This window comes from Allobosea robiniae (assembly GCF_900102525.1).
Taxonomy (GTDB): domain Bacteria; phylum Pseudomonadota; class Alphaproteobacteria; order Rhizobiales; family Beijerinckiaceae; genus Allobosea; species Allobosea robiniae.
Genome location: NZ_FNBZ01000003.1, coordinates 459946 through 485401, shown reverse-complemented (window position 1 = coordinate 485401; position 25456 = coordinate 459946). Strand labels below are relative to the sequence as shown.

At 66.6% G+C, this 25456-nt stretch carries 24 protein-coding genes; 15 read left to right on the top strand and 9 right to left on the bottom strand.

Annotated features, from left to right (window positions below):
* Positions 1-37: 37 nt before the first annotated feature.
* The gene (locus BLQ70_RS11200) at positions 38-1663 is read left to right on the top strand and encodes an acyl-CoA synthetase (protein ID WP_091857015.1); all 1626 of its coding nucleotides are present in this window, start codon (positions 38-40) and stop codon (positions 1661-1663) included.
* 12 nt (positions 1664-1675) lie between these two features.
* Here BLQ70_RS11200 and BLQ70_RS11195 read toward each other — a convergent pair whose 3' ends face one another.
* The 3 genes from BLQ70_RS11195 to BLQ70_RS11185 are packed head-to-tail and all read right to left on the bottom strand — an operon-like array spanning position 1676 to position 5042.
* Positions 1676-2527: a PCC domain-containing protein gene (locus BLQ70_RS11195; protein ID WP_091857014.1), complete on the bottom strand. Its 852-nt coding sequence runs from the start codon at positions 2525-2527 to the stop codon at positions 1676-1678.
* Entirely contained in the window at positions 2524-4158 is a 1635-nt protein-coding gene (locus BLQ70_RS11190; RefSeq protein WP_091857013.1) for an acyl-CoA synthetase, read from the bottom strand. Before BLQ70_RS11190 ends, BLQ70_RS11195 begins: the two co-directional genes overlap by 4 nt.
* Positions 4155-5042, bottom strand: a complete 888-nt coding sequence (locus BLQ70_RS11185) for an IclR family transcriptional regulator (protein WP_091857146.1) — start codon at positions 5040-5042, stop codon at positions 4155-4157. Before BLQ70_RS11185 ends, BLQ70_RS11190 begins: the two co-directional genes overlap by 4 nt.
* 234 nt (positions 5043-5276) lie before the next feature.
* Between BLQ70_RS11185 and BLQ70_RS11180 the strand changes: the two genes are divergently transcribed.
* From BLQ70_RS11180 to iolB, 8 genes are all read left to right on the top strand, one after another.
* On the top strand, positions 5277-7145 hold the full coding sequence (locus BLQ70_RS11180; RefSeq protein WP_091857012.1) for a TRAP transporter large permease: 1869 nt from the start codon (positions 5277-5279) through the stop codon (positions 7143-7145).
* A gap of 53 nt (positions 7146-7198) precedes the next feature.
* Positions 7199-8218, top strand: coding sequence for a TRAP transporter substrate-binding protein (locus BLQ70_RS11175; protein ID WP_091857011.1), 1020 nt, complete (start codon positions 7199-7201; stop codon positions 8216-8218).
* A 158-nt stretch (positions 8219-8376) separates the two neighbouring features.
* Complete coding sequence (locus BLQ70_RS11170) at positions 8377-9180, top strand: SDR family NAD(P)-dependent oxidoreductase (RefSeq protein ID WP_091857010.1); 804 nt, start codon at positions 8377-8379, stop codon at positions 9178-9180.
* A gap of 97 nt (positions 9181-9277) precedes the next feature.
* Positions 9278-10147 carry a MurR/RpiR family transcriptional regulator gene (locus BLQ70_RS11165; RefSeq protein WP_091857009.1) on the top strand — a complete coding sequence of 290 codons (870 nt, stop codon included), beginning with the start codon at positions 9278-9280 and terminating at the stop codon, positions 10145-10147.
* 106 nt (positions 10148-10253) lie between these two features.
* Complete coding sequence (locus BLQ70_RS11160; protein WP_091857008.1) at positions 10254-12188, top strand: bifunctional 5-dehydro-2-deoxygluconokinase/5-dehydro-2-deoxyphosphogluconate aldolase; 1935 nt, start codon at positions 10254-10256, stop codon at positions 12186-12188.
* A gap of 73 nt (positions 12189-12261) precedes the next feature.
* A complete protein-coding gene (iolD, locus tag BLQ70_RS11155; RefSeq protein WP_091857145.1) occupies positions 12262-14112 on the top strand; it encodes a 3D-(3,5/4)-trihydroxycyclohexane-1,2-dione acylhydrolase (decyclizing) in 1851 nt (616 codons plus the stop codon).
* Between the two features lie 31 nt (positions 14113-14143).
* Positions 14144-15028, top strand: coding sequence for a myo-inosose-2 dehydratase (gene iolE / locus BLQ70_RS11150; protein ID WP_091857007.1), 885 nt, complete (start codon positions 14144-14146; stop codon positions 15026-15028).
* A gap of 25 nt (positions 15029-15053) precedes the next feature.
* Positions 15054-15851: a 5-deoxy-glucuronate isomerase gene (gene iolB, locus BLQ70_RS11145; protein ID WP_091857006.1), complete on the top strand. Its 798-nt coding sequence runs from the start codon at positions 15054-15056 to the stop codon at positions 15849-15851.
* Positions 15852-15897: 46 nt separating this feature from the next.
* On the opposite strand, the gene BLQ70_RS11140 is transcribed toward iolB, so the two are convergent.
* A complete protein-coding gene (locus BLQ70_RS11140; RefSeq protein WP_139163522.1) occupies positions 15898-16206 on the bottom strand; it encodes a hypothetical protein in 309 nt (102 codons plus the stop codon).
* A gap of 326 nt (positions 16207-16532) precedes the next feature.
* On the opposite strand from BLQ70_RS11140, the gene BLQ70_RS11135 reads away from it, so the two are divergent.
* A complete protein-coding gene (locus BLQ70_RS11135) occupies positions 16533-16763 on the top strand; it encodes a hypothetical protein (protein WP_244492923.1) in 231 nt (76 codons plus the stop codon).
* An 85-nt stretch (positions 16764-16848) separates the two neighbouring features.
* Here BLQ70_RS11135 and BLQ70_RS11130 read toward each other — a convergent pair whose 3' ends face one another.
* Positions 16849-17511 (bottom strand): hypothetical protein, encoded by a 663-nt coding sequence (locus BLQ70_RS11130; protein WP_091857004.1) that lies wholly within the window; start codon positions 17509-17511, stop codon positions 16849-16851.
* Between the two features lie 175 nt (positions 17512-17686).
* On the opposite strand from BLQ70_RS11130, the gene BLQ70_RS11125 reads away from it, so the two are divergent.
* Positions 17687-17896 (top strand): hypothetical protein, encoded by a 210-nt coding sequence (locus BLQ70_RS11125; RefSeq protein ID WP_061969936.1) that lies wholly within the window; start codon positions 17687-17689, stop codon positions 17894-17896.
* A gap of 88 nt (positions 17897-17984) precedes the next feature.
* Here the strand turns inward: BLQ70_RS11125 and BLQ70_RS11120 are convergent, their stop codons facing one another.
* Entirely contained in the window at positions 17985-18362 is a 378-nt protein-coding gene (locus BLQ70_RS11120) for a YkvA family protein (protein ID WP_091857003.1), read from the bottom strand.
* A gap of 134 nt (positions 18363-18496) precedes the next feature.
* Between BLQ70_RS11120 and BLQ70_RS11115 the strand changes: the two genes are divergently transcribed.
* Entirely contained in the window at positions 18497-18817 is a 321-nt protein-coding gene (locus tag BLQ70_RS11115) for a polyhydroxyalkanoic acid system family protein (RefSeq protein WP_091857002.1), read from the top strand.
* Positions 18818-18990: 173 nt separating this feature from the next.
* Positions 18991-20853, top strand: a complete 1863-nt coding sequence (ybaL, locus tag BLQ70_RS11110) for a YbaL family putative K(+) efflux transporter (protein ID WP_091857001.1) — start codon at positions 18991-18993, stop codon at positions 20851-20853.
* A gap of 55 nt (positions 20854-20908) precedes the next feature.
* Here the strand turns inward: ybaL and BLQ70_RS11105 are convergent, their stop codons facing one another.
* The 3 genes from BLQ70_RS11105 to BLQ70_RS11095 form a co-directional block, all read right to left on the bottom strand.
* Positions 20909-21325 carry a DUF3830 family protein gene (locus BLQ70_RS11105; RefSeq protein ID WP_061969942.1) on the bottom strand — a complete coding sequence of 139 codons (417 nt, stop codon included), beginning with the start codon at positions 21323-21325 and terminating at the stop codon, positions 20909-20911.
* A gap of 292 nt (positions 21326-21617) precedes the next feature.
* Positions 21618-22691 carry a patatin-like phospholipase family protein gene (locus BLQ70_RS11100; protein ID WP_082617574.1) on the bottom strand — a complete coding sequence of 358 codons (1074 nt, stop codon included), beginning with the start codon at positions 22689-22691 and terminating at the stop codon, positions 21618-21620.
* The gene (locus BLQ70_RS11095) at positions 22688-23473 is read right to left on the bottom strand and encodes a 3-hydroxybutyrate dehydrogenase (protein WP_091857000.1); all 786 of its coding nucleotides are present in this window, start codon (positions 23471-23473) and stop codon (positions 22688-22690) included. Before BLQ70_RS11095 ends, BLQ70_RS11100 begins: the two co-directional genes overlap by 4 nt.
* A gap of 112 nt (positions 23474-23585) precedes the next feature.
* Here BLQ70_RS11095 and BLQ70_RS11090 point away from each other — a divergent pair, with 112 nt between their 5' ends.
* Complete coding sequence (locus tag BLQ70_RS11090) at positions 23586-24134, top strand: Fur family transcriptional regulator (protein ID WP_244511983.1); 549 nt, start codon at positions 23586-23588, stop codon at positions 24132-24134.
* A gap of 13 nt (positions 24135-24147) precedes the next feature.
* A complete protein-coding gene (gene ispG, locus BLQ70_RS11085) occupies positions 24148-25422 on the top strand; it encodes a flavodoxin-dependent (E)-4-hydroxy-3-methylbut-2-enyl-diphosphate synthase (protein ID WP_061969945.1) in 1275 nt (424 codons plus the stop codon).
* Positions 25423-25456: the final 34 nt, after the last annotated feature.

The following is a 25456-nucleotide window of genomic DNA, read 5'->3' as shown; positions in this document are numbered from 1 at the left end:
GGATCGGCGCAAACGCATGCGAAGACCGGAGCCCACCATGCTCGAACGCCGCGCGACCTATCGCGACACGCTGGACGCCTTCGCCTGGCGCATCCCGGAGCGGTTCAATATCGGCACGGCCTGCTCGGACGCGCATGCCGACGGCACAGGCAAGCCGGCACTGATCTTCGAGGAGGACGGAGGCAAGGTCGCGACGCTCTCTTTCGATGAACTGTCCCGCGCCTCAAATCGCTTCGCCAATCTGCTCCGCGCTCACGGCATCGGACCGGGCGAGCGCGTCGGCATCCTGCTGCCGCAATCGCCGCAAACGGCCATTGCCCATCTCGGCGCCTACAAGCTCGGCGCCATCGCCCTGCCGCTCTTCATCCTGTTCGGACCGGAGGCGCTGGAGCACCGGCTCGGCCATAGCGGCGCCAGCGTGCTGGTCACCGACGCGGAGAACATCGGCAAGGTCGAGGCGATCCGCGAGGCCCTGCCGAACCTGCGCAAGATCTTCGTCGTCGGCGGCGCCGGCCATCTCGATTTCGAGACGGAGATGGCTAAGGCCTCCGACCGCTTCACCGCCGCCGACACGCGCGCCGACGATCCGGCCGTGATCATCTACACCTCCGGCACCACCGGTAAGCCGAAGGGCGCGCTGCACGCCCATCGCGTCCTGCTCGGTCATCTCCCCGGCGTGCAATTGCCGCAGGAATTCTTCCCACAGTCGGGCGACCTGTTCTGGACGCCGGCCGACTGGGCCTGGATCGGCGGCCTGCTCGATGTCCTGCTGCCCAGCCTTTATTGCGGCGTGCCGGTGCTCGCCTCCCGCGCCCGCAAATTCGATCCCGAGGCCGCCTTCGCGCTGATGGCACGGCACAAGGTGCGCAACGCCTTCCTGCCGCCGACCGCGCTCAAGCTGATGCGGCAAGTCAACAATCCCCAACGCTTCGGCTATGCGATGCGCTCGATCGGTACCGGCGGCGAGACGCTCGGCGCCGACATGCTCGACTGGAGCCGCGAGACCTTCGGCTTCCCGGTCAACGAGTTCTACGGCCAGACCGAGGCGAACCTGCTCGTTTCCAACTGCGCGAGCCTCTACCCGGTGAAGCCAGGCTCGATGGGCCGTGCCGTGCCCGGCCACCGCGTCGCGGTCATTTCGCCCGAGGGCCGCGAATTGCCTGATGGCGAGCAGGGGCTGATCGCGGTCGCACGGCCCGATCCGGTGATGATGCTGGAATACTGGAACCAGCCCGAAGCCACCGCGGCGAAGTTCATCGGCGAATGGCTCGTCACCGGCGACAGCGGCGCGCGCGACGAGGAAGGCTATTTCTGGTTCCAGGGCCGCGACGACGACATCATCTCCTCGGGCTCCTACCGCATCGGACCCGGCGATATCGAGGATTGCATCATCCGCCATCCAGCCGTGCTGATGGTCGCGGTCGTCGGCGTGCCCGATCCCGTCCGCACCGAGATCGTCAAGGCCTTCGTGCTGCCGAAGCCGGGCGTGACGCCGACAGCGGAACTGGCGGCGGAAATCCAGGCCTTCGTGCGCGACCGGCTGGCGGCCTACCAGTATCCGCGCGAGGTCGAGTTCGTGACCGAACTGCCGCTGACAGCGACAGGCAAGATCATGCGCAAGGATTTGCGCAACCGGGAGATCGCGAAGCAGCGGGGCGGTTGACGGGCTGAAACGTCAACGCGCCTCCAGCACGAGCTCGAACGTCATCAGAACCGGGTTGTCACCGCGGACCAGCCGGCCGCTCGCCACCGCGCCGCTATAGTCGACCAAGGCGACATCGATCGTCGCTTCGAAGCCGCCGGCACCGCGGGCGATCCGCCCCTCCGTGATCGCAACCTCCGTCGCGAAATTCTCGACCACACCACCATCGACAAACCGCGCCCCGATGGTCGAGCCGACACCGCCATGGATGACCGCCTCGCGGATGCCGCGCTCTGCGCAAAACGATTCCAACGCCCCGCAGAAATCGACATTCGGCTTCACCCGCAGCGCAAAGAACCGGTCTTCCCCGGCGCCACTTGATGCGGCGGACACCGGCCCGAACAGCTTGAAATGCGTCTCGCTGTCCGGCTCGGCCGTGAAAGCCGCACCATCCAGCCCGACCGCCTGCAGCGTGATCGTCTCGGCAACCGTCGTCTCATCCGGCAGGATATGGCCGCCGCTGCGCTTGCCATCACCCTCAACCCACAGCGCATGGGCGTGGAAGAAGGGCGCGCCATCGCGCTGGCCGAAGGTCATCGCGCCGACTTCGACACCAGCTCCCCCTTCCGGCCAGAAGGTGTCGCTATAGAAAGCCGCATGCTCAGGCGTCTTCGACAGCGCCGGCATCACATAGGCGAAGGGCGAGAGCTTCAGCCCGTCGAGCTTCACCACGCCCGAGGCGAACCCCTCGGCCGCGAAGCCGCTCCTGACCGCCTCCAGCAACGGCACGCCGGCCGGCAGTGTCAGCGAAAAGGAGCGCCCGCCGCATTCGACCCACTGGATGCGCTCGGGCGTTCCCGTGCCGGGCTGCTGGATGCGCCTCACGATGCCTTTCCCTTCAGGAAATCGAGCTCGCCGCGCTTCTCGAGCTCGTCCTTGACGAGGCGCTTCGGCACCTTGCCATAGCCCGATTTCGGCAGGGCCTCCCAGAACAGGAAGCGCTTCGGCATCTTGTAGCGGGCGATCTTGGGTCCGAGGAAATCCGCGATCTCGCCTTCGGTCGCGTTCTGGCCCGGCCGGTTGACGCAGACCGCGATGCCGATCTCGCCCCAGACCGGATCGGGCACGCCGAGCACCGCGACCTCCGCGATCGCGGGATGGGTCAGGATCTTCTCCTCGATCTCGCGCGGATAGATGTTCGAGCCGCCGGAGATGTACATGTCCGAGGCGCGGCCGGTGATGTAGACGAAGCCCTGTTCGTCCATATGGCCGAGATCGCCGGTGCGGAACCAGCCATCGCGGAAGGATTTCGCATTGGCTTCCGAGTTGTCGTAATAGCCCGCGAAGACGGCAGGCCCGATCACGCAGATCTCGCCTTGAACGCCCGCCTCGACCTCCTTGCCGTCCTCGTCCTGGATCTGCACCTGCATGCCCGTGCGCTCGAAGCCGCAGGTGCCGATGCGGGCGTTCGGGCCGTCCTCGGTCTCGTGCAGGGCCGGCGGCAGCACGGTGATGTTGCCGGTGACCTCGCCCAGCCCGAAATACTGCACGATCACCTTGCCTAGCTTTTTCAGCGCCGCCTTCTGGTCCTCGCGATACATCGGCGCGCCGGCATAGATGATGTAGCGCAGGCTCGAGTGATCATGGCTGTCGGCGGCGGGATGCTCGACCAGCATTTTCAGGATCGTCGGCACCGTGAAGATGTTGCTGATGCGGTGCTTCGCGATCAGGCGATAGGCCTCGTCGATGTCGAAGCGCTCGGTCGGCAGCAGGATCGACGTCGCGCCGCGCGCCGAGATCATCAATTGATGCACGCCCGCGCCATGCGAGAGCGGCGCAACCACCAGCGAGGCGTCCTTTTCGGTCGAGCCGGGCACGAGGTCGCAGAGATGGTTGGTGATGACGAAGCCCATCTGGCCATGAGTCAGCACCGCCGCCTTGGAGCGCCCGGTCGTGCCGGAGGTGAAGAAGAACCAGCAGGGATCGTCGTGCTCGACCGCGGCGTTCTCGACCTTTTCGCCGCGATGGCGCGCGATCACGGCGCCGACCTCGTCCTCGCCGAAAGCGCCCTCGCCGATCCGCCAGGTGAACTCCGGCGCAGGGTTCGCAGCCGCGACGGCCGCCGCATGCTCCGGGAAATCGCCATGGCAGAGGAAGCCCTTCGCGCCGGAAGCCGTTGCGAGATAGGCGACCTCGTCCGGCAGCAGGCGGAAATTCGTGGGCACCCAGACGGCACCGAGCCGGAAGGTCGCGAACATCGAGATAAACATCGCGTCGCAGTTCTTGGAATGAACCAGCAGGCGGTCGCCCTTGCCGATGCCACGCGCCCGCAGGCCCGCCGCCAGCGCGGAAACCTGCGCATCGATCTCGGCCCAGTCGAGCGTCTTCTCGCCCCAGATGAAGGCGGGGTGTGCGGGCAGGCGCCGGGCATTCTGCGTCGCGATATGGGCGAGGTTCATCACACGCCGCGTCATCGGCACGACGCCCCCGGTCGGGGCTGGTTTTGCAGAGCTCATCTTGCGGCTCTCCCTGTCTCGATGGAACGCGGTGCGGCGGCCACGATTGGCCGCACAGCCCGCTTGGATACGAACATCTGCTTGAGCAGCGCTTCCAGCCGCTCGGCTTCGCGCGCCAGCAATAGCGAAAGCTCCGCCTGCCGGGCCGGCACCATCCGGCTGTCGATCGCGGCGATCGACAGCGCCCCTGCGACCCGCCCGTCCGGGTAGCGGAAGGCCCGGCCGATGCCCCATGAGCTGGCGACGAGCCGGCCGGGATTGAGCGAGAAGCCGCGCGCCCGTGTCCCAACGACATCGGCCCGCAAAGCCTCCGGCGCGAAGCCTGGATAGCGCGCCAGCAAGACGGCCTCGTTAGCCGCGATGACCCGGTCCACATCGTCGTCCGGCAGGGCCGCCAGCATGGCGAGCGAGCCCGCACCGACGCCGAGCGGGTGCTGGTCACCGGCCTGCAGCGCGTGCGTGCGGACCGGATAGGTCCCCTCCTCCCGATGCAGGCAGATCGCATAGTTCTCGCGCCGGACGGTGAGGAAGCTCGTATCCTGCGTCTCGGCCGAAAGCCGGCGCAGGCCCTCCATCGCGATCTCGAGCAGGCTATGGCGCCGCGCGGCCAGCACGCCGAGCACGAAGGCCTCCTCGCCCAGGCAATAACGCCGCGTCTGCGGCTCCTGCTCGACCAATCCCGCCCGCATCAGCGCCAGCAGGAGGCGCCGCGTCGTCGGCTTGTTGAGGCCGCTGCCGGAGACGATCTCGCCAAGCGGCAACCCCTCGGCCGGCTCCCGCCCGATCAGCGAGAGCAGCCCGAGCGCGCGGTCGACGCTCTGCGAGCCGGACAGCCCGGCTTCGGGCGCGGAATTTGGCGGCAAGCGCTCCTCCACACAGTCCATGATATGGACCTTGTTCTTGTTCTCCAACCGTAGATGGACGCTTTGCGGATTGCAATGCCGCTTCCCTTGTGTAATCTGCCTGCCGTCCCGCTGTCCGGCTATTCACAGTGTGGACCACAAGCGACGCCGACGGCCCAACAAGATCGGCGCGGAGGGAGGAACGGAACGATGGCCCCCAGGGCATCCTGCATAGCGGGCGCTTCGCGTCCGGCGACCGGCACCTGAGGCCGCCGCATGGTCGATGTCATCGATACCCTGAAAATCCCTGAGAACCTCAGCGAGAACGAGGACGCACGTCCCGGCTCGGCCATCATGCGCCCGGTCGAGGCCGTCGCTGCCGTGCTGGTCGCCTTCATCATCGGCGTGCTGCTACTCGGCGTCGTCTCGCGCTACGTCTTCTCGCTGCCCTTCGTCTGGGTCGACGAGGTCGCCTCGATCGCCTTCATCTGGCTCGCCATGCTCGGCGCCGCCATCGCCGTCGACCGCAACGAGCACCTGCGACTGTCGCTGTTCGTCGGCATGATGCCGCCGCGGCTGCGCGAATTCGTCGAGACGCTGGCGCTCGTCGCGGTTGCCGCCTTTCTGGCCGCGATGGTCGACCCGGCCATCGAATACGCGGTGGAAGAGAGCTACGTCACCTCGGCCGCGCTCAACATCCCGGTCAGTTGGCGTGTCTCGGCACTGGCCGTCGGCATCGTGCTGATGCTGCTGCTCACCCTGCGCTATATCTTCAAGACCGCGCGCCTCGTCGACATCGCCGCAGCCGTGCTGGTCGTCGGCGGGTTCGGCCTGGCCTTCTGGCTGCTCGGGCCGACGCTGAAGGGGCTCGGCTACTACAACATCCTGATCTTCCTGCTCGGCGTCGTCGCCGCCTGCCTCGTTGCGGGCGTCCCGATCGCCTTCTGCTTCGGGCTGGGCACGCTCGCCTTCCTCGCCTTCTCGACCAGCGTCCCGACGATCGTCATGATCGGGCGCATGGACGAGGGCATGTCGAGCCTCATCCTGCTCTCCGTGCCGATCTTCGTGCTGCTTGGCTGCATCCTCGACGCGACCGGCATGGGCAAGGCGATCGTCGATTTCCTCGCGTCCCTGCTCGGCCATGTCCGCGCCGGCATGTCCTATGTGCTGCTCGGTTCGCTCTATCTCGTCTCAGGCATCTCGGGCTCGAAGGTCTCGGACATGGCGACGGTCGCGCCCGCGCTGTTCCCGGAGATGAAGCGACGCGGCTACAAGCCCAAGGACCTGATCGCGCTGCTTTCGACCGGCGCCGCCATGGCCGACACCGTGCCGCCCTCGATCGTGCTGATCGTGCTGGGCTCGGTCGCCGGCGTCTCGATTGCCGGGCTGTTCAACGCGGGCTTCGTCATCGCCGGCGTTCTGCTGGTCGCGCTCGCCGGTCTCGCCCGCTGGAAGGCGGCGGCGGAGGACATGAAGGGCGTGCGCCGCGCGCCGCTGGCGGTGATCGGCAAGGTCGCGCTCGTCGCCGCGCCGGCCCTCGTCCTGCCCTTCATCATCCGCGCCGCGGTCGGCGGGGGCGTCGCGACCGCGACCGAGGTCTCGACCATCGCGGTGCTCTATGCGCTCGTCATCGGCATCGTGCTCTATGGCGGCATCAGCCTGCGCAAGTTCTACCAGATGCTGGTCGAGACGGCGGCGCTCTCCGGCGCGATCCTGGTGATCCTTGGCACGGCGCTCGCCATGGCCTGGGCGCTGACCCAGACCGGCTTCGCCCGCGACCTCGCCGTCTTCATGGCGAACCTGCCCGGCGGCTGGCTCACCTTCATGGCGGTCACCATCGTCGTCTTCATGATCCTCGGCTGTGTACTGGAGGGCCTGCCGGCGATCGTGCTGATGGCACCATTGATGTTCCCGATCGCCAAGAACCTCGGCATCAACGACGTGCATTATTCGATGGTCGTGGTCACCGCGATGAATATCGGCCTGATGGCGCCGCCGATCGGCATCGGCTTCTACATCGCCTGCAAGATCGGCAACGTCTCGCCCGACGAGGCGATGGGCGCGGTCTGGCCCTATATCTTCGCCCTGATCGTCGGCCTCGTCGTCATCGCCCTCGTCCCCGGCCTCTCGACCTGGGTGCTGTGAAGCTCACAACAAGAAACCAGCAAGAAACCAGACACTCTCAAGGAGAAACGCCCATGACCATCTCGCGCCGCACCCTGCTTCAGGCGACAGCCGCCGCCTCTGCCATCGGCACGTTCCATATCGGCCGCGCCAACGCGCAGGCTGCCGAGTTCACCTATAAATACGCCAACAACCTGCCCGTCGCGCACCCGATGAACACGCGCGCCAACGAGGCCGTGGCCAAGATCAAGGAAGAGACCAAGGGTCGCGTCGACATCCAGATCTTCCCGAACAACCAGCTCGGCTCCGACACCGACATGCTGAGCCAGGTCCGCTCGGGCGGCGTCGAGTTCTTCACGCTCTCGCCGCTGATCCTCTCGACGCTGGTCGCCAACGCCTCGCTCTCCGGTATCGGCTTCGCCTTCCCGAACTATGACGCCGTCTGGAAGGCGATGGACGGCGAACTCGGGGCTTACGTCCGCGGCCAGATCAACAAGGCCAATCTCGTCGTCATGGACAAGATCTGGGACAACGGCTTCCGTCAGATCACCTCGTCCAAGGGCCCGATCAACACGCCCGACGACCTCAAGGGCTTCAAGATCCGCGTGCCGGTCTCGCCGCTCTGGACCTCGATGTTCACCGCCTTCCAGTCGGCCCCGGCCTCGATCAACTTCGCCGAGGTCTACACCGCGCTGCAGACCAAGATCGTCGACGGCCAGGAGAACCCGCTCGCGATCATCTCGACCGCCAAGCTCTTCGAAGTCCAGAAATACCTCTCCCTGACCAACCACATGTGGGACGGCTTCTGGTTCCTGGCCAACCGCCGCGCCTGGGAGAAGCTGCCGGAGGACCTGCGCGCCATCGTCGCCAAGAACATCAACGCCGCCGCGCTGCTCGAGCGTGACGACGTCGCCAAGCTCAATGCCAACGTGCAGGGGGAGCTCGTCGCAAAGGGCATGGTCGCCAACGAGACCAAGGCCGACGCCTTCCGCGAAGCCCTGCGCAAGGCCGGCTTCTACGCCGAGTGGAAGAAGAAGTATGGCGACGAGGCCTGGGCCATCCTGGAAAAGGCCGTCGGCAGCTCGCTGAGCTGACAACGCCATAATTCCCTCAGCCCTCATCCTGAGGAGCGGGCGCAAGCCCGCGTCTCGAAGGATGCTCCAGCGCTCACTGGAACATCCTTCGAGACGCCGCTTCGCGGCTCTTCAGGATGAGGGCTGAGGCATTTCTTGTTTCATATCGGAGTTACCTCATGGCCGACCGGCTGAAGGGCAAGATCGCCATCGTCTTCGGCGCCGGCTCCTCCGGACCCGGCTGGGGCAACGGCAAGGCCGCGGCCGTAGCCTTCGCCCGCGAGGGCGCCGGCGTCGCCTGCATCGACCTGAACCATGCGGCCGCCGAAGAGACCGCCGCGATCATCGCCGGAGAGGGCGGAAAGGCTCTCGCGCTCGCAGCCGATGTGACGAATCTCGCCTCGGTCGAGGCCTGCGTTGCTGAAACAGCCCGGCATTTCGGGCGGCTCGACATCCTCCACAACAATGTCGGCGTCACCCATATGGGCGGCCCTGTCGAGCTCTCGGAAGAGCAGTTCAACGCCTCGCTCCAGCTCAATCTCGGCTCGGTCTATCGCTGCGCCAAGGCCGTCATCCCGGAGATGCTGAAGGGCGGTGGCGGCGCCATCGTCAACATTTCCTCGCTCGCAGCGATCCGCTGGACCGGCTATCCCTACTTCGCCTATTACGCCACCAAGGCAGCGGTGAACCAGGCGACGGTCGCGCTCGCGATGCAATATGCGAAGCAGGGCATCCGCGCGAACTGCATCATGCCCGGCCTGATCGACACACCGCTGATCTACAAGCAGATCTCCGCGCAATACGCCTCGGTCGAGGAGATGGTCGCCGCCCGCGACGCGCAGGTGCCGATTGGCAAGATGGGCACGGCCTGGGACATCGCCAACGCCGCCGTCTTCCTCGCCTCCGACGAGGCGAAATTCATCACGGGCGTCTGCCTGCCGGTCGATGGCGGCCAGAGCTGCACAACCGCACCGCTCGGCTAACCTATAGTCGAGCGTTCATTCCTCCATTGGAACGCTTGCTCCATTTCCGCTTCGCTGCCAGAACTGTCGACAACAGGGACGGCAACGGGAATCCAGGATGAGCGAAACCGCCGTTGCGGAGCTGCCGCGCGACTTCGACGAATTGCGCGCATCGATTCTCAGTCAGCGCGAAAGCCTGCCCAAGCGCATCGCCCAGATCGCAGCCTATGCTCTCGACAATCCCGACGAGATCGCCTTCGGCACCGCCGCCAGCATCGCGGTCTCGGCCGGCGTCCAGCCCTCCACGCTGATCCGCTTCGCCCAGCATCTCGGCTTCGACGGCTTCACCAGCCTGCAGGGCGTCTTCCGCGCCCGCCTGCGCGAGCGCAATTCCAGCTATGAGGAACGCCTCAACACGCTGCGGGTCGGCGATGGCACGGCGGCTGGAAACCACCGCATCCTCGACGGCTTCCTGACCGCCTCGCGCAAGTCGTTGGACGTGATGAGCCGCACCATCGACGAAGCCACGCTCGACCGCGCGATCGATGTGCTCGCCCGCGCCGAGACGATCTATATCCTCGCCCGGCGCCGCTCCTATCCGGTGGCGAGCTATCTCGCCTATGCGCTCGGCAAGCTCCAGGTCCGCAACCAGCTCGTCGAGTCGGCTGCCGGCCTCGATCCCGAGATGATCGCCTTCGCGACGCCGAAGGATGCCGTCCTCGTCATCAGCTTCTCGCCCTATGCGCCCGCGACGATCGAGGACGCACGCGGCCTCGCGGAACGTGACGTGCCGCTCGTCGCCATCACCGACAGCGCCTTCTCCCCGCTCGCCAGCATCGCCAAGCTCTGGTTCGAGGTCGCCGAGGCGGATTTTGGCGGGTTTCGCACGCTGGCCTCGACCATGGCGCTCTCGATGGCGCTCGCCGTCGGCGTCGGCGAGGCGCGCCGGGCCGGACGCGGCAGGGGCCGCCGTGGCGGACACGCCTAAAGCTTTAGGAACATACATTCCGCATTGACGAATTGATGGAATTATTATTTCATTCCCGCGACCGGAGCCGCTCGGCTTCGATGATCATCGCTGCCGGGAGGAAGACATGGCGGGACCGCTCGGCGGATCGGCGCAGGCGCTCGACGTCATCACCATCGGCCGCGCCTCGGTCGATCTCTACGGCCAGCAGATCGGCTCGCGGCTGGAGGATGTCACCTCCTTCGCCAAGTCGGTCGGCGGCTGCCCGGCCAATATCGCGATCGGCACCGCCCGGCTCGGCCTGCGCTCGGCCCTGCTGACCCGCGTCGGCAACGAACAGTTCGGCCGCTTCCTGCGCGAGCAGCTCGCACGCGAGGGCGTGAATCTCGACGGCCTCAAGACCGATCCCGAGCGCCTGACCGCGCTCGCCATCCTCTCGGTCGAAAGCGACAAGGCCTTCCCGCTGCTGTTCTACCGCGAGAACTGCGCCGACATGGCGCTGGAAGAAGGCGATATCGATCCCGCCTTCATCGCCAGGGCCCGCGCCGTCGTCGTTACCGGCACGCATTTCGCCCGGCCCGGCCCTGAGGCCGCCCAGCGCAAAGCGATGAAGCTGGTGCGCGCAAACGGCGGCAAGGTCGTGCTCGATATCGACTACCGCCCGAACCTCTGGGGCCTCGCCGGCCATGATGCCGGCGACAACCGCTATATCGCCTCGCAGGCCGTCTCCGAGCGGATGAAGACCGTCCTGCCCGGCTGCGACCTCATCATCGGCACCGAGGAAGAGGTGCTGATCGCCTCGGGCGAGAGCGAATTGCTGCCGGCGCTGAAGACGATCCGCTCGCTGACGCCTGCGACCATCGTGCTCAAGCGCGGCCCGATGGGCTGCATCGTCTATGAAGGCGCGATCCCCGACGATCTCGAGGACGGCATCGTCGGCAAGGGCTTCCCGATCGAGGTCTACAACGTCTTGGGCGCCGGCGACGCCTTCATGTCCGGCTTCCTGCGCGGCTGGCTCGGTGACGAGAGCCTCCAGACCGCCGCCACTTGGGCCAATGCCTGCGGCGCTTTCGCCGTCTCGCGTCTGCTTTGCTCGCCGGAAAGCCCGACCTTCGAGGAACTGCAATATTTCCTCAAAGAGGGCAGCCCGCACCGGGCGCTGCGCAAGGACGAAGACATCAACCACATCCACTGGGCGACGACGCGCCGCCACGACGTGCCCTCGCTGATGGCACTGGCCTGCGACCATCGCTCGCAGCTCGAAGAGCTCGCGGCAAAGGCCGGTGCCGATCCCGCCCGCATCCGCGATTTCAAGGTGCTCGCGGTCAAGGCCGCCGCCCGCGTCGCCGATGGCCGCCCCGGCTACGGCATGCTGCTCGACGAGAAGCATGGCCGCGAGGCGATGTTCGAATTCGCCCGCCATCCCTTCGCCTGGCTCGGCCGCCCGGTCGAACTGCCGGGCTCGCGCCCGCTGCGCTTCGAGACCAGTCAGGATATCGGCTCGTTGCTGCCGGAATGGCCGGTCGATCATTGCATCAAGGCACTCTGCTTCTATCACCCTGACGACCCGGAAGATTTGAAGCGCGAGCAGCAGGAGAAGCTGCGCGGCCTGTTCGAGGCGGCGCGCAAGGTCGGCCGCGAATTGCTGATCGAGATCATTGCCAGCAAGAACGGCCCGCTCGGCCCCGATACGATCGCCCGCGCGCTCGGCGAGCTCTATGCGCTCGGCATCAAGCCGGACTGGTGGAAGCTGGAGCCACAATCCTCCCCTGCCGCCTGGGCCGCGATCGAGAAGACGATCACGAAGCATGATCCCTGGTGCCGCGGCGTCCTGCTGCTCGGGCTCGATGCGCCGGCCGAGGAGCTGGAAGCCGGCTTCGCGGCCACCGCATCCGCCTCCATCGTCAAGGGCTTTGCCGTCGGCCGCACCATCTTCATGAGCGCGGCCGAGGGCTGGCTTTCCGGCAAGCTCGACGACGAGGCAGCCATCGCCGACATGGCCGGCCGCTTCGAGGCGCTGACCGGCCTCTGGCTTGCCACGCGCGGCCGGAAGGCGGCCTAGCGCATCGGCCCGAAAAGTGGGAACCGGTTTTCGGACCAAGCCGATGCTAAAAAGACTCCCGACCGGAGACAGGATCATGAGCACCGTCCGCCTCACCATGGCGCAGGCGCTGACGCGCTTCCTCAGCCGCCAGATGACCGAGATCGACGGGCAGCGCCTGCCGATCTTCGGTGGCGTCTGGGCGATCTTCGGCCATGGCAATGTCGCCGGCCTCGGCGAGGCGCTCTGGCACGAACGCGAACGCCTGCCGACTTTCCGCGCCCATAACGAGCAGGCCATGGCCCATGCAGCCATCGCCTATGCCAAGGCGAATATGCGCCGCCGTTTCATGGCCGCAACGACCTCGATCGGCCCCGGCGCGACCAATCTCGTCACCGCCGCCGCGCTCGCCCATGTCAACCGCCTGCCGGTTCTGCTGCTGCCGGGTGACGTCTTCGCCAACCGCATTCCCGACCCGGTCCTCCAGCAGGTCGAGGCTTTCGGTGACGGCACCGTCTCGGCGAACGACTGCTTCCGGCCGGTCTCGCGCTATTTCGACCGCATCACCCGGCCCGAGCAGATCATCCCGGCGCTCGCCCGCGCCATGCAGGTGCTGACCGATCCGGCCGAATGCGGCCCAGTCACGCTCGCGCTCTGCCAGGACGTGCAGGCCGAGGCCTATGACTATCCCGAGAGCTTCTTCACCGAGCGCCTCTGGACGCCGCGCCGCCCGCGCGCCGACCGGGCCGAACTGAAAGCCGCAGCCGAGGCATTGAAGGCCGCGAAGAAACCGCTGATCGTCGCCGGCGGCGGCGTGCTCTATTCCGGCGCCAGCGACGAGCTCGCCCGCTTCTCGGCCGCAACCGGCATTCCGGTCTGCGAGACGCAAGGCGGCAAATCCGCCCTGCCCGATGACGACGCCCTCAACATGGCCGCCGTCGGTGTCACCGGCACGGGCGCAGCCAATCGCCTTGCCGCCGAGGCCGATCTCGTGCTCGCCATCGGCACGCGCCTGCAGGATTTCACCACCGGTTCCTGGGCCCTGTTCGGCGCCGCCGGCAAGACGATCATCGGCCTCAACGTCCAATCTTTCGACGCCGGCAAGCATCGCGCCTTGCCCCTCGTCGCCGACGCCCGCGAGGGTCTCGCCGAGCTGGCGGAGGCCATCGGCAATTGGAAGGCGCCGGAGAGCTGGACCAACAACGCCAAGGCCGGCAAGGGCGATTGGCGCAAGGAAGCCGGCAAGGCGACCGCTGCCAGCAATGCCGCCCTGCCCTCGGACGCGCAGGTCATCGGCGCGGTCCAGCGCACGCTGGGTTCGGACGTCATCCTGCTTCATGCGGCTGGCGGCCTGCCTGGTGAACTGCACAAGCTCTGGCAGGCGGGAGCGCCCGGCTCCTACCATGCCGAATACGGCTTCTCCTGCATGGGCTACGAGATCGCCGGTGGGCTCGGCGCCAAGATGGCGAGGCCCGACAAGGAGGTCGTCGTCATGGTCGGCGACGGCTCCTACCTAATGCTCAATTCCGAGATCGCGACCTCGGTGATGCTCGGCCTCAAGCTCACCATCGTCCTGCTCGACAATCGCGGCTTCGGCTGCATCAATCGCCTGCAGATGGCCACCGGCGGCCAGAGCTTCAACAACCTGCTCAAGGACAGCAGGCACGAGACGCTGCCGGAGATCGATTTCGTCCAGCACGCCGCCAGCATGGGCGCGATCGCGGTGAAGGCCGCCTCGATCGCCGAGCTGGAAGCCGCTCTGACGCAGGCCAAGGAAAACACCCGCACGACCGTCGTCGTGATCGACACCGACCCGCTGATCTCGACCGGCTCCGGCGGCGCCTGGTGGGACGTCGCGGTGCCCGAGGTCAGCGAGCGCGCCGAGGTCCGCACGGCACGGGCGAATTACGACGAACGACGCAAGCGTCAGACCATCGGCAACTAAGCCGTTCCCATAGGCGAGAAAGACCCGACACATGATCCGCATCGGCGCGAACCCCATCGGCTGGTCGAATGACGACATGCTGGAGATCGGCGGCGACATCCCGCTCGAAACCTGCCTGACGGAAGCCCGCGAAGCCGGCTTCACCGGCATGGAGCTCGGCAACAAGTTCCCGCGCGAGGCGGCGAAGTTGAAGCCGATCCTCGACGCCCATGGCCACGCTCTGGTTTCCGGCTGGTACTCGACCGAGCTGCTCGACCGCGACGTCGCCGCCGAGATGGTGGCGGTGAAGGCTCATGCGACGCTGCTGCGCGACATGGGCTGCTCGGTCCTGATCGTGGCCGAGACCTCGAACGCGATCCATTCCGACATCACCAAGCCGCTCTCGGCCCGGCCCGTCCTGCCGAAGAACCGCTGGGACGATTTCGGCGCGCGCTATACCAATTTCGCCGAGGCCCTGAAGGCCGAATACGGTTTGCAGCTCGTCTATCACCACCATATGGGCACGGTGGTGCAGACCGAGGCCGAGATCGACCGGTTCATGGGTGTCACCAGCCCGACCGTGGGCCTGCTGCTCGACACCGGCCACGCCACCTGGGGCGGCGGCGACCCCGCCCGCATTGCCCGTCACTGGAAGGCCCGCATCCACCATGTCCACTGCAAGGACATCCGCGAGGCCGTGATGTGGCGCTCCAATCGCGAGGACTGGTCCTTCCTCGAATCCGTGCTCGCCGGCGTCTACACCGTGCCGGGCGATGGCCTGATCGATTATGTCCGCGTGCTCCGGGAGCTTCAGGGCTATTCCGGCTGGATCGTGGTCGAGGCCGAGCAGGACCCGAAGAAGGCGGAGCCCGCGACCTATGCGAAGCTCGGCCACGCCAATCTCACCCGCTTCATCAGGGAAGCCGGGCTGGCTTGATCGCCATACAGATAGGAAACAGCCGATGTCCCATCTCAAGGTCAAGCCGCAGGGCAAGAGCGGCCGCGTTACCCATGTCACGCCGGAAAGCGCCAGCTGGACCTATGTCGGCTTCGACCTGCATCGCCTGAAGCCGGGCGAGACCGTCTCGGCCGCGACCGGCGATCGCGAGACCTGCCTCGTCTTCGTCACCGGCAAGGGCAAGGCCACGGGCGGCGGCGAAAACCTGGGCGAGCTCGGCAGCCGCATGAGCCCGTTCGAGGGCAAGCCCTGGTCGGTCTATCTGCCGGAAGGTTCCGATTGGTCCGTCACCGCGACGACCGATCTCGAACTCGCTGTCTGCACGGCGCCTGGCCTCAAGGGCGGCTTGCCCGTCCGCGTCATCGGGCCGGACGATCTCGGCCAGGAGATCCGCGGCAAGGGCTCCAACACCCGCCACGTCACCAATATCCTGCCCGAGAACGAGCCGGCGGATTCATTGCTCGTGGTCGAGGTCATCACGCCGGCCGGCAACACGTCGAGCTACCCGCCGCACAAGCACGACCGGGACGACCTGCCGCGCGAATCCCATCTGGAAGAGACGTACTATCACCGCCTCAACCCGCCGCAGGGTTTTGGCTTCCAGCGCGTCTACACCGACGACCGCAGCCTGGACGAGGCGATGGCGATCGAGGATGGCGACGTCGTGCTGGTGCCGAAGGGCTATCATCCCTGCGCCACCTGCCACGGCTACGATCTCTATTATCTCAACGTTATGGCCGGCCCGCAGCGGACCTGGAAATTCCACAACGCCGCCGAGCACGAATGGCTGCTGAAGGGCTGACCGACGCCAGCCGGATCAGCTGACGGCGGCGTGGCTCGCTCGCGTCTCAGGGATTGCACTTGTAGACGGCGCCCTTGGTGTCCGGGCCCTTCCATTTGATATCGGCAGCGTTGGCGAGGACATGCGTCCCCCCCAGCTCCGCCGCGGCAATCTTCAGGCGCGTGATCACCGAATCGCGCGTCTTGTCGAGCGGCATGATGACCTGGGAGCTGTCCTGCCCGTCGACTTCGCCGAGCCTCGCGCAATTCTCCACAACACTCTTCGCATCGGTCACGACCACGATGCTGCTGCGCGAGGTGTGATAGGCGCAGGCGCCAAGCAGCAGGGCCGGCAGAAGGATGAAAAAGCGGGGCATCGTCACGTCCGGACTGGGCTGATCGGGTCTGCGCCCATGTTCGCCCGCTTCGGCACAAATGCAAGCCTGAGCCCGCATGAAACCGCTCCGGCGCGCCCTGCATCGCCGGCGACTCCGCCAAACTGTCGCAATTCCAGCGGAATTGTCGCGATTTGACGCTGCGAACTTTAACGCAAAGCCCGCGTCATTCTTGACCTGCAGACCGAGCTGCTCTTAAGTCCACCTCAGGCCAATGGGAGGCTGAAAAGGGATAAAATATGCGTAGCATTCTGATCGTTGGCGCCATGGCCGCTCTTCTCGCTGGTTGTCAGACCGCGCAGGAGTCCATGGCCGACGCCGAAGTGACCTGTGAGGCCCAGGGCTTCCGCCCCGGCACCCGCGCCTACCAGAAGTGCCGCTCGGCGAATTACGTCGAGAACCGCCGCGCCTCGAACGAAGCCGGCTCGGCTGTCGCGGCTGGCGTCGCGGCCGGCGTCGTCGGTGGTGCGCTGATCGCCGCCGACAACCGCTCCTATTACGGCCGTGGCTACTACGGCCGCCGCGGCTACTGGTGGTAAGATAGCGGGCGCCCTCTTCGGAAGGCACCCCGTCACATCTTCGAGCCCTGCGGCGTTTCGCGCCGCAGGGCTTTTTTGTCGGCCGTCAGCGCCGGGCGGCCCGCTTGCGGGCAGGTGCGGCTGCCGGCTCGCTGGACGAAGCCGAGCTCAGGAGCGAGCCGATCACATAGGCCGCGAGCCCGAGCCCGACGACGACCGCCATCGGCTCGCGTTCGGCCCGCTTCGCCAGCATGCGCCCACCCCTGTCTGCATAGTCGCGGGCCATCGCCGCATAGTCGCCGGCGCGGCCGGCATAATCATCAGCGACATCGCGATGCGAGCGCAGCCAGCTGCCGCCCGATTTCAAGGCCCGATTGCCGGCATCGGCCGCATCGGAGCCGTAATCCTGGAGCCAGCCGCGCCAGCGCCCATAGTCAGGCTGATAGCGCTCCCAACCCGACGAAGGCTGACTGCGCAACATCGCCCAGGCGACGAGGCCGATGCCGGCCACACCCAGACCAAGCGCCGCGAGCGGGTGACGCTCGACGCTCTGCACCACGGCCTGCCCGCCGCCGCGGACCGCCTCGAGCGGCTCGGCCTCGTCCCACGCATCCTTGGCTCGCTCGTAATGATCCTTGACGGTCTCCCCGGCCTTGCCCGCGAGATCGGCCGCCTTGCCGCGCAGGCTGCTCACGCTGGCTCCCACGGCCTCGCCGGCCTCGTCGACGGCTTTCGGAACATCGGGCGGGAAACTGTTGCTGATCGCCATGGCGGTCTCTCCGTTCTTGGAAGGGGTCATGGCCAGAGAACGAAGCGGGAGCGGCCGGGTTCCAGACCGCGACAAAACAACCGGGCCACGATTCGCCGCCGCTTCGGCCACGACCGCGTCATGATTGAATGCGATTGACCCGAGAACAGGGGCATTCAACGAGAAGGAGACGCGCATGCATGTTCAGCACCTCCAGATCGCTCACCCGTTCGTTCTCTCCGATCCCGAATGGATCGCACTGGAGAGCATCGAGGAGGAGACCCGCCACTTCATTTTCGACGAGACGATGCTGCATTCCCTGCAGGATCGTGGCCTCGTCGAAGCCGACGGCGCTATCTGGCGGGTCACTCAGACCGGCCAGAAGCGCCTGAGCGAACGCGATTGAGGCGGATGACGGCCGGATGATCCGGCACAAGCGATGGACAACCAGGCCCGCCCCTTCGGCGGGCTTTTCCATGCGTGGCCGCCGATACTCAGAATGATCCAGCCGGCCAGAGCCACCAGAGCAGCGCAGCCCCGGCTCCAATCCAGATCGCCAGGATCGCGGCCATGCCGCCATAGCTCGCCTGCTTCGCCTGCCCGGCCGCCATCGCCCGGTATTCGGCCATCAGACCGGGGGGAATGAGCTTCACGACCAGCAGGATGCCGAGCGGCACGATGAGCAGGTCGTCGAGATAGCCCAGGATCGGGATGAAATCCGGGATGAGGTCGATGGGGCTGAGGGCATAGGCGGCGACTGCGCCCGCCGCGAGCTTCGCATACCACGGCGTCCGGCTGTCACGGGCCGCGATCCACAGGGCGAGCACATCCCGCTTGAGCAGGCGCGCCCATTGCTTCGCTCGTTCGAGCATGACAGGCCTTGCCGGTTTCGATCTTGCGCCGTCCCGTTAGCAGATGTCCGCTGCCGGGTCTCATTGTTCGCTGCGCTGGAAATGCGCCCGTATCATTGCCATGTAGAACCCTCCTCCCTTTCCGATGAGCAGTCATGGGCAAACCCGTTTCCATCACCATCTCGCATGATCTCGGCCGGGACGCCGCGCTGGCGCGCCTGCGCGGCGGCGTCGACAAGATCCGCGACCGGCTCGGCATGGTCAGGATGCAGCTGGTCGAGGAACGCTGGGAGGGCGATGCCCTGCATTTCGGTGTCGGCGCGCTCGGCCAGACCGTCCATGGCCGCGTCGAGGTCGAGGACCGCCTGATCCGCGTCGAGGTGAGCCTGCCCTGGATGCTCGCGATGTTCGCCGAGAAGCTCAAGATCGGCGTCGAGAAGCAGGGCCAGATCCTGCTGGAGAAGCCGAAGGCCTGAGGCATCTGCGCCTTCGAGCCCTCCCGCTGCCGCACCCCATCCGAACAGCCCGGAATTTCGGCAGCGAAGCCCGAAAAGTCGTACGCCTTTCGGTTGAAATCCCTGCCTCGAAACCCCATGCTCCGAATGTTCAAACAATCTTGATTTCTTGACCTTTCGGATTCGGGAGAGCCATGCATCACGGCCCGCTGATCGCCATCGTTGTCGCGGGCCTCGGCCTTGCTTTCGTCTTCGGATCAATCGCCCACAGACTGCGGATCTCCCCTCTCGTCGGCTATCTCCTCGCCGGTGTCGCCGCCGGCCCGTTCACGCCGGGCTTCGTCGGTGATCAGAACCTCGCCAACGAGCTGGCCGAGATCGGCGTCATCCTGCTGATGTTCGGCGTCGGCCTGCATTTCTCCCTGAAGGACCTGCTCTCGGTGAAGGCGATCGCCGTGCCCGGCGCCGTCGTCCAGATCGGCATCGCGACGCTGCTCGGACTCGGGCTCGGCACGCTGCTTGGCTGGAACTGGTTTTCGGGCATTGTCTTCGGCCTCGCACTGTCGACCGCCTCGACGGTCGTCCTGCTGCGCTCGCTGCAGGAGCGGCGACTGGTCCAGACCGAGCGTGGCCGCATCGCCGTCGGCTGGCTGATCGTCGAGGACATCGCCATGGTTCTGGCGCTGGTGCTGCTGCCGGTGGTGGCGGAGATCATCAACGGCTCGTCGTCCGGCGGCAGCGCCCCGCTCGCGACCCGCTTCGATCTCGGCGTCTGGGGCGTGCTTGGCCTGACCTTCGCCAAGCTGGTCGGCTTCCTCGCCTTCATGCTCGTCATCGGCCGGCGCGTCATTCCCTGGGTGCTGCACTGGGTCGCGCATACCGGCTCGCGCGAGCTGTTCCGGCTTGCGGTTCTCGCGGTCGCGCTCGGCGTCGCCTATGCGGCTGCGACCCTGTTCGGGGTCTCCTTCGCGCTCGGCGCCTTCTTCGCCGGCATGATCCTGTCGGAATCGCCGCTCTCGCAGCGCGCGGCCGAGGAGACGCTGCCGCTGCGCGACGCCTTCGCGGTGCTGTTCTTCGTCTCGGTCGGCATGCTCTTCGACCCCGGCATCCTCCTGCGGGCACCGGGGCCGCTGATCGGCACACTCGCCATCATCCTGATTGGCAAGTCCGTCGCGGCCTGGCTGATCATGCGCGCCTTCGGCCGCCCCCAGACCTCCGCCCTGACCATCTCGGCCTCGCTCGCCCAGATCGGCGAGTTCTCCTTCATCCTCGCCGGCCTCGGCACGGCGCTGGGCATCCTGCCGGCGCAGGGGCGCGACCTGATCCTCGCCGGCGCGATCCTGTCGATCCTGCTCAACCCGGTGATGTTCGCCCTGGCGGAGCGCCTGGCGCCGGAGGCCCCGGCCGCGAAGCCGAAGCCTGCAGCTTCCCCGGAGGCCGAGACCGCTGCGGCCCCCGAGCCGCAGCCCGCCCCCCAGCCGGAACGCGACATCACCCCGACCGACCTCGACAGCCATATCGTCGTCGTCGGCTATGGCCGCGTCGGCAGCCTGCTCGGCGCCGGCCTGCTCTCGCAGGGCGCGAAGCTCCTGGTCATCGAGGACAATCCCGACGCGGTCGCGACCGCCAAGCGCGACGGTGCGGAGCTCCTCGTCGGCAACGCCGCCGACCCCGAGGTGCTGGCCGCCGCCGCGGTCGGCCGGGCCGTGCGCCTCTTCGTCGCCATCCCCGGCAGCTTCGAGGCCGGGCAGGTCTGCGAGCAGGCCCGTGCCGAGAACCCGGCCTTGCCGATCGTCGCCCGCGCCCATTCCGACGCCGAGGTCGCGCATCTCACCAAATGCGGGGCGACGCTGACGATCATGGGCGAGGCCGAGATCGCCCGTGCCATGCTGTCGCTTTGCCAGAATCTCGCCGACGGCGCCAAGCCCGCGCCGGCCGAGCCGGATGCTCCCCCCGACGCAGCAACGCCCGGGGTGATCGCCTTGTTGCCGACTCCGAGACCATCCGCCACCGGGTCGGCGGAAGACCCACCGGCCGATCCCCCGGCGGCGGCGTGAAAAAGGGCGGGACGCGCCGCGCCCCGCCCTTTTCCTATTCGGTCGCCGATAGTGCTCAGTCGACGAGATCGAAGCGCACGTCCTGCACGCCCTCGTAGAGTGTCTTGCGGCCGAGCGTGTAGAGGTTCTCCAGCCCTGAGGTCAGGGTGATGAAGTGGTTGCCGGAGAGCACGCCGGCCTTGCTGGCGAACTGCACGCCGCCATAGGCGAGCAGGATCTCGGTCTCGCTGACGCCGCCCGGATACAGGATGATGTGGCCGGGCGCCGGATAGGCGGTGTTGTTCTCGTAGCCGACGCCGAAATCGAGATCGCCGAGCGGCATCCAGACGCCCTCGCCGCTCCAGCGCACATGCACCATCTTGCTGATGAACGGCATCTGCTTCCTGAAGGCGGCGCAGGTCTTCGGGGCGGCTTCCAGCTCGAACCTGGCGTCGAACTTGAACGGCCCGGCGGTGACGATCAGCTTGCTCATGAAATCCCCGTTGTCCTGGAAAAAGCTTCAGCCCAGCTGAATGACACTGCGCCCGACGCCCGCGCAAGAGCGCTGCCGGAACAACTGCGGCGCCGGAACGTGAAGGATGCAGGTGGCGCGTGATTGGTTCGCACCGCGCGTTATCAAGAACGCGGGTCATCCCGGGCGACCAAAGGGAGACCCGGGATCCATTCCAGAACATGCCTCGGTGAGGCTCCGGAATGGATCCCGGATCTCCGCTACGCTCCGTCCGGGATGACCCGCTTGGTTCAGCGCAAGGTCAACACACCGCTCAGAAAATCGCTTCCCTGAGGTCGAGCGTCCCGCTCTTGCCGATCGCCTCGTAATTGCGCTTCAGCCAGCGCCGGCCGGCGGTGCGACCCATGTCGCGCAATTTGAGGAGGAAGGACCATTCCGCATTCATCCGCGAGGACGAGGTCAATTCCGCCAGCGGCGGGCCGCCGTCGATGCGGTGCATCAGCACGCGCTTGTATTCCTCGCGCGGCAGCTTGCCGTCGTCGATCAGGCGGTTGACGAAGTCGATCGCCCGCAATTCGCGCAGCAGCGAGGCATTGAAGGTGATCTCGTTCAGCCGGTCCTGGATCTCGCGCGCCTTGGTCGGCAGTTCGCGCCGCTGGATCGGGTTGATCTGCACGAGCAGGATGTCGTCGCAATGCGCCTTGTAGAACAGCGGGAACAGGGCGGGGTTGCCCATATAGCCGCCGTCCCAATAGGCCTCGCCGTCGATCTCCACCGCCTGGAACACCATCGGCAGGCAGGCCGAGGCCATCACATGGTCCGGCGTCAGGTCCTTGCCGTCGAACACGGCGATCTTGCCGGTGCGGACATTGGTCGCCGCGATGAACAGCTTCACCGCATCGCAGGCCCTGACCTTGTCGAAATCGATGAGGTCGGCGACGACGCCGCGCAGCGGGTTGATGTTCAGCGGATTGACGTCATAGGGGCTCGCCACCTTCGCGAACATCTCGAAGAACAGCATGCCCGGCGGCGTGCCGTTATTGTTGCCCCAGGCGCCGAGCATCGTGTCGAGCAGCGAGCGTTCCGAGCCGCCATATTTGCCGTCGACGCTGATCGCCCGCCAGAAGGCCTCGAGCTTGGTGCGCGCGCCATCGGCCCCGCCATCGATCCAGCCCTCGGCCAGCACGACCGCGTTCATCGCACCCGCGCTGGTGCCGGTCAGCGCCTCGATGCCGAGGCGCCCGTCCTCCAGGATGGCGTCGAGCACGCCCCAGGTGAAGGCGCCATGCGCGCCTCCGCCCTGCAGCGCGAGCGAAACCGTCTTCTCCGCCTTCGGCCCGACCAGTCCCTTGACCGGTTCGGCTTTGCGGGAGGGGCGCCCGCTCACGCGGCGGTCCAGCCGCCATCCATCGGCAGCGTCGTCCCGGTGATCGACTTCGCGGAATCCGTGCACAGGAACACCGCGAGCGCCGCGACCTGCTCGACCGTGACGAACTCCTTTGTCGGCTGGGCGTCGAGCAACACGTCGTTGATGACCTGCTCCTTGGTCAAGCCACGCGCCTTCATCGTGTCCGGGATCTGCTTCTCGACCAGCGGCGTCCAGACATAGCCCGGCGCGATCGCATTGACGGTGATGCCCTTGGTCGCGACTTCGAGCGCCACCGTCTTGGTCAGGCCGGCGATGCCGTGCTTGGCCGCGACATAGGCCGATTTGAAGGGCGAGGCGACGAAGGCATGCGCCGAGGCGGTGTTGATGATGCGGCCCCAGCCCTTCTCCTTCATCTTCGGCAGGGCGGCGCGGATCGTGTGGAAGGCCGAGGACAGGTTGATCGCGATGATCTGGTCCCATTTCTCGATCGGGAACTCGTCGATCGGCGCGACATACTGGATGCCGGCATTGTTGATCAGGATGTCGATCGCGCCGAAGACCTTCTCGCCCTCGGCGATGAAGCCGGCGATTTCGGCGGGCTTGGTCATGTCGGCGCCCGAGAACACCACCTTGATGCCGAATTCCTGTTCCAGATCGGTGCGCAGCTTCTCGGCATCGGCCGGGGCCATGATGCCGTTGATGACGAGGTTGGCACCCTCGGCTGCGAGCGCGCGGGCATAGGCCAACCCGATGCCGGAGGTCGAGCCGGTAATGGCGGCGGTACGGTCTTTGAGGAACATGAGCGTCAAGGCTCCTGACAATCGGGGAGAAAATGCTTAGGTTCGGGGTCGAACGGACGATGCGCCGACAGGATATCGTCGCAGGGTGCCCGATGAGTCTTCGCAACGCAACATGACGAAAATGCAGCCTGACGCGCATCAACACGGCGATCATGACCATGCATCGCATGCCCATGCCGAGGGGCCTTGCCGCCATGCCGAGGACCATCGCCGCCACGCCGCGGAGGCCCTCGCCCGGGCCGAACGCATCTGTCGCGAGCGGGGCCTGCGCCTGACCCCGATCCGGCGGCAGGCGCTGGAGGCGCTCCATGCCGACCACCGCCCGGTCGGGGCCTATGATCTCGCCGACCGCATCTCGCCGGCCGGCGGGCGCCGCCTCGCGCCGATCTCGATCTACCGCGCGCTCGATTTCCTGGTCGAGCAGGGCTTCGTCCACCGGCTCTCGTCGAAGAATGCCTATGTCGCCTGCCTGCACGGCCATGGCGCGAACGAGGTCGTCGCCTTCCTGATCTGCGAATCCTGCGGCGGGGTCGACGAGGATTCCTCGCCCGCCATGAAGAAAGCGGTGGCGGCGATCGCCGAAAACCGGCAATTCTCACCCTCGCACCAGATGGTCGAGATCGTCGGGCGATGCGAGCATTGCCGCAATTCCGGATCGTGATAGAGCAGCCCGCATGAACGAGCGCGCCTTTTCCTATCTGACGCCGGAACGCGCAGGCCCGCTGGGCCGGCAGCTCACCGTCCCGGTCAAGGTCGGCCATGTCACGGTCGGCGGCGGCGCACCCATCGTCGTGCAGTCAATGACCAATACCGACACCGCCGATATCGCCGGCACGGTCGCGCAGGTCGCCGCACTCGCCCGCCAGGGCTCGGAACTCGTCCGCATCACCGTCGATCGCGACGAGGCGGCGGCTGCCGTGCCGAAGATCCGCGAGCGGCTCGACCGTATCGGCGTCGATGTGCCCCTCGTCGGCGACTTCCATTATATCGGCCACAAGCTGCTCGCCGATCATCCGGCCTGCGCCGAGGCTCTGGCGAAATACCGGATCAACCCCGGCAATGTCGGCTTCAAGGACAAGAAGGACAAGCAGTTCAGCCAGATCATCGAGCTCGCGATCAAGCATCGCAAGCCGGTGCGGATCGGCGCCAACTGGGGCTCGCTCGATCAGGAACTGCTGACCGCGCTGATGGACGAGAACGCGCGTGCCGTGCGCCCGCTCGATGCCCGCGCCATCATGCGCGAGGCGATGGTGCAATCGGCCCTGCTTTCGGCCGAGCGCGCCGAGGAGATCGGGCTCGCACGCGAATACATCATCCTTTCCGCCAAGGTCTCCGGCGTACAGGACCTGATCACGGTCTACCGCATGCTGGCGAGCCGGGCGAACTACGCCATCCATCTCGGCCTGACAGAGGCCGGCATGGGCTCGAAGGGCATCGTCGCCTCCTCGGCCGCGCTCGGCATCCTCCTGCAGGAAGGCATCGGCGACACCATCCGCTATTCGCTGACCCCCGAGCCTGGCGGCGACCGCACGCTCGAGGTCAGGACGGCGCAGGAACTGCTCCAGACCATGGGCTTCCGCGCCTTCGTGCCGCTGGTTGCCGCCTGCCCCGGCTGCGGCCGCACCACCTCGACCGTGTTCCAGGAGCTGGCGCAGGATATCCAGAGCTGGATTTCGAATTCCATGCCGGAATGGAAGACGCAGTATCCCGGCGTCGAGAACCTCAACGTCGCGGTGATGGGCTGCATCGTCAACGGCCCCGGCGAATCCAAGCATGCCGATATCGGCATCTCGCTGCCCGGCACCGGCGAGGCGCCGACGGCGCCCGTTTTCGTCGATGGCAAGAAGGTCGCCACGCTCCGCGGCGCCGGCATCGCCGCCGAATTCAAGGCCATGGTCGCCAGCTATATCGAACGGCGCTTCGGCGTCGGCCTCGGCGCCACTGGCTGATCCCGCCTTTGCGCGCCGCCCGCAACGTGCTAGA

Excerpts from the sequence above, each read along its gene's own strand:
- BLQ70_RS11200 (WP_091857015.1), top strand. The coding sequence starts at position 38 with ATGCTCGAACGCCGCGCGACCTATCGCGACACGCTGGACGCCTTCGCC.
- BLQ70_RS11190 (WP_091857013.1), bottom strand. The coding sequence starts at position 4,158 with ATGAGCTCTGCAAAACCAGCCCCGACCGGGGGCGTCGTGCCGATGACG.
- BLQ70_RS11185 (WP_091857146.1), bottom strand. The coding sequence starts at position 5,042 with ATGGACTGTGTGGAGGAGCGCTTGCCGCCAAATTCCGCGCCCGAAGCC.
- BLQ70_RS11180 (WP_091857012.1), top strand. The coding sequence starts at position 5,277 with ATGGTCGATGTCATCGATACCCTGAAAATCCCTGAGAACCTCAGCGAG.
- BLQ70_RS11175 (WP_091857011.1), top strand. The coding sequence starts at position 7,199 with ATGACCATCTCGCGCCGCACCCTGCTTCAGGCGACAGCCGCCGCCTCT.
- BLQ70_RS11170 (WP_091857010.1), top strand. The coding sequence starts at position 8,377 with ATGGCCGACCGGCTGAAGGGCAAGATCGCCATCGTCTTCGGCGCCGGC.
- BLQ70_RS11165 (WP_091857009.1), top strand. The coding sequence starts at position 9,278 with ATGAGCGAAACCGCCGTTGCGGAGCTGCCGCGCGACTTCGACGAATTG.
- BLQ70_RS11160 (WP_091857008.1), top strand. The coding sequence starts at position 10,254 with ATGGCGGGACCGCTCGGCGGATCGGCGCAGGCGCTCGACGTCATCACC.
- iolE (WP_091857007.1), top strand. The coding sequence starts at position 14,144 with ATGATCCGCATCGGCGCGAACCCCATCGGCTGGTCGAATGACGACATG.
- iolB (WP_091857006.1), top strand. The coding sequence starts at position 15,054 with ATGTCCCATCTCAAGGTCAAGCCGCAGGGCAAGAGCGGCCGCGTTACC.
- BLQ70_RS11140 (WP_139163522.1), bottom strand. The coding sequence starts at position 16,206 with ATGCCCCGCTTTTTCATCCTTCTGCCGGCCCTGCTGCTTGGCGCCTGC.
- BLQ70_RS11135 (WP_244492923.1), top strand. The coding sequence starts at position 16,533 with ATGGCCGACGCCGAAGTGACCTGTGAGGCCCAGGGCTTCCGCCCCGGC.
- BLQ70_RS11130 (WP_091857004.1), bottom strand. The coding sequence starts at position 17,511 with ATGGCGATCAGCAACAGTTTCCCGCCCGATGTTCCGAAAGCCGTCGAC.
- BLQ70_RS11125 (WP_061969936.1), top strand. The coding sequence starts at position 17,687 with ATGCATGTTCAGCACCTCCAGATCGCTCACCCGTTCGTTCTCTCCGAT.
- BLQ70_RS11120 (WP_091857003.1), bottom strand. The coding sequence starts at position 18,362 with ATGCTCGAACGAGCGAAGCAATGGGCGCGCCTGCTCAAGCGGGATGTG.
- BLQ70_RS11115 (WP_091857002.1), top strand. The coding sequence starts at position 18,497 with ATGGGCAAACCCGTTTCCATCACCATCTCGCATGATCTCGGCCGGGAC.
- ybaL (WP_091857001.1), top strand. The coding sequence starts at position 18,991 with ATGCATCACGGCCCGCTGATCGCCATCGTTGTCGCGGGCCTCGGCCTT.
- BLQ70_RS11105 (WP_061969942.1), bottom strand. The coding sequence starts at position 21,325 with ATGAGCAAGCTGATCGTCACCGCCGGGCCGTTCAAGTTCGACGCCAGG.
- BLQ70_RS11095 (WP_091857000.1), bottom strand. The coding sequence starts at position 23,473 with ATGTTCCTCAAAGACCGTACCGCCGCCATTACCGGCTCGACCTCCGGC.
- BLQ70_RS11090 (WP_244511983.1), top strand. The coding sequence starts at position 23,586 with ATGACGAAAATGCAGCCTGACGCGCATCAACACGGCGATCATGACCAT.
- ispG (WP_061969945.1), top strand. The coding sequence starts at position 24,148 with ATGAACGAGCGCGCCTTTTCCTATCTGACGCCGGAACGCGCAGGCCCG.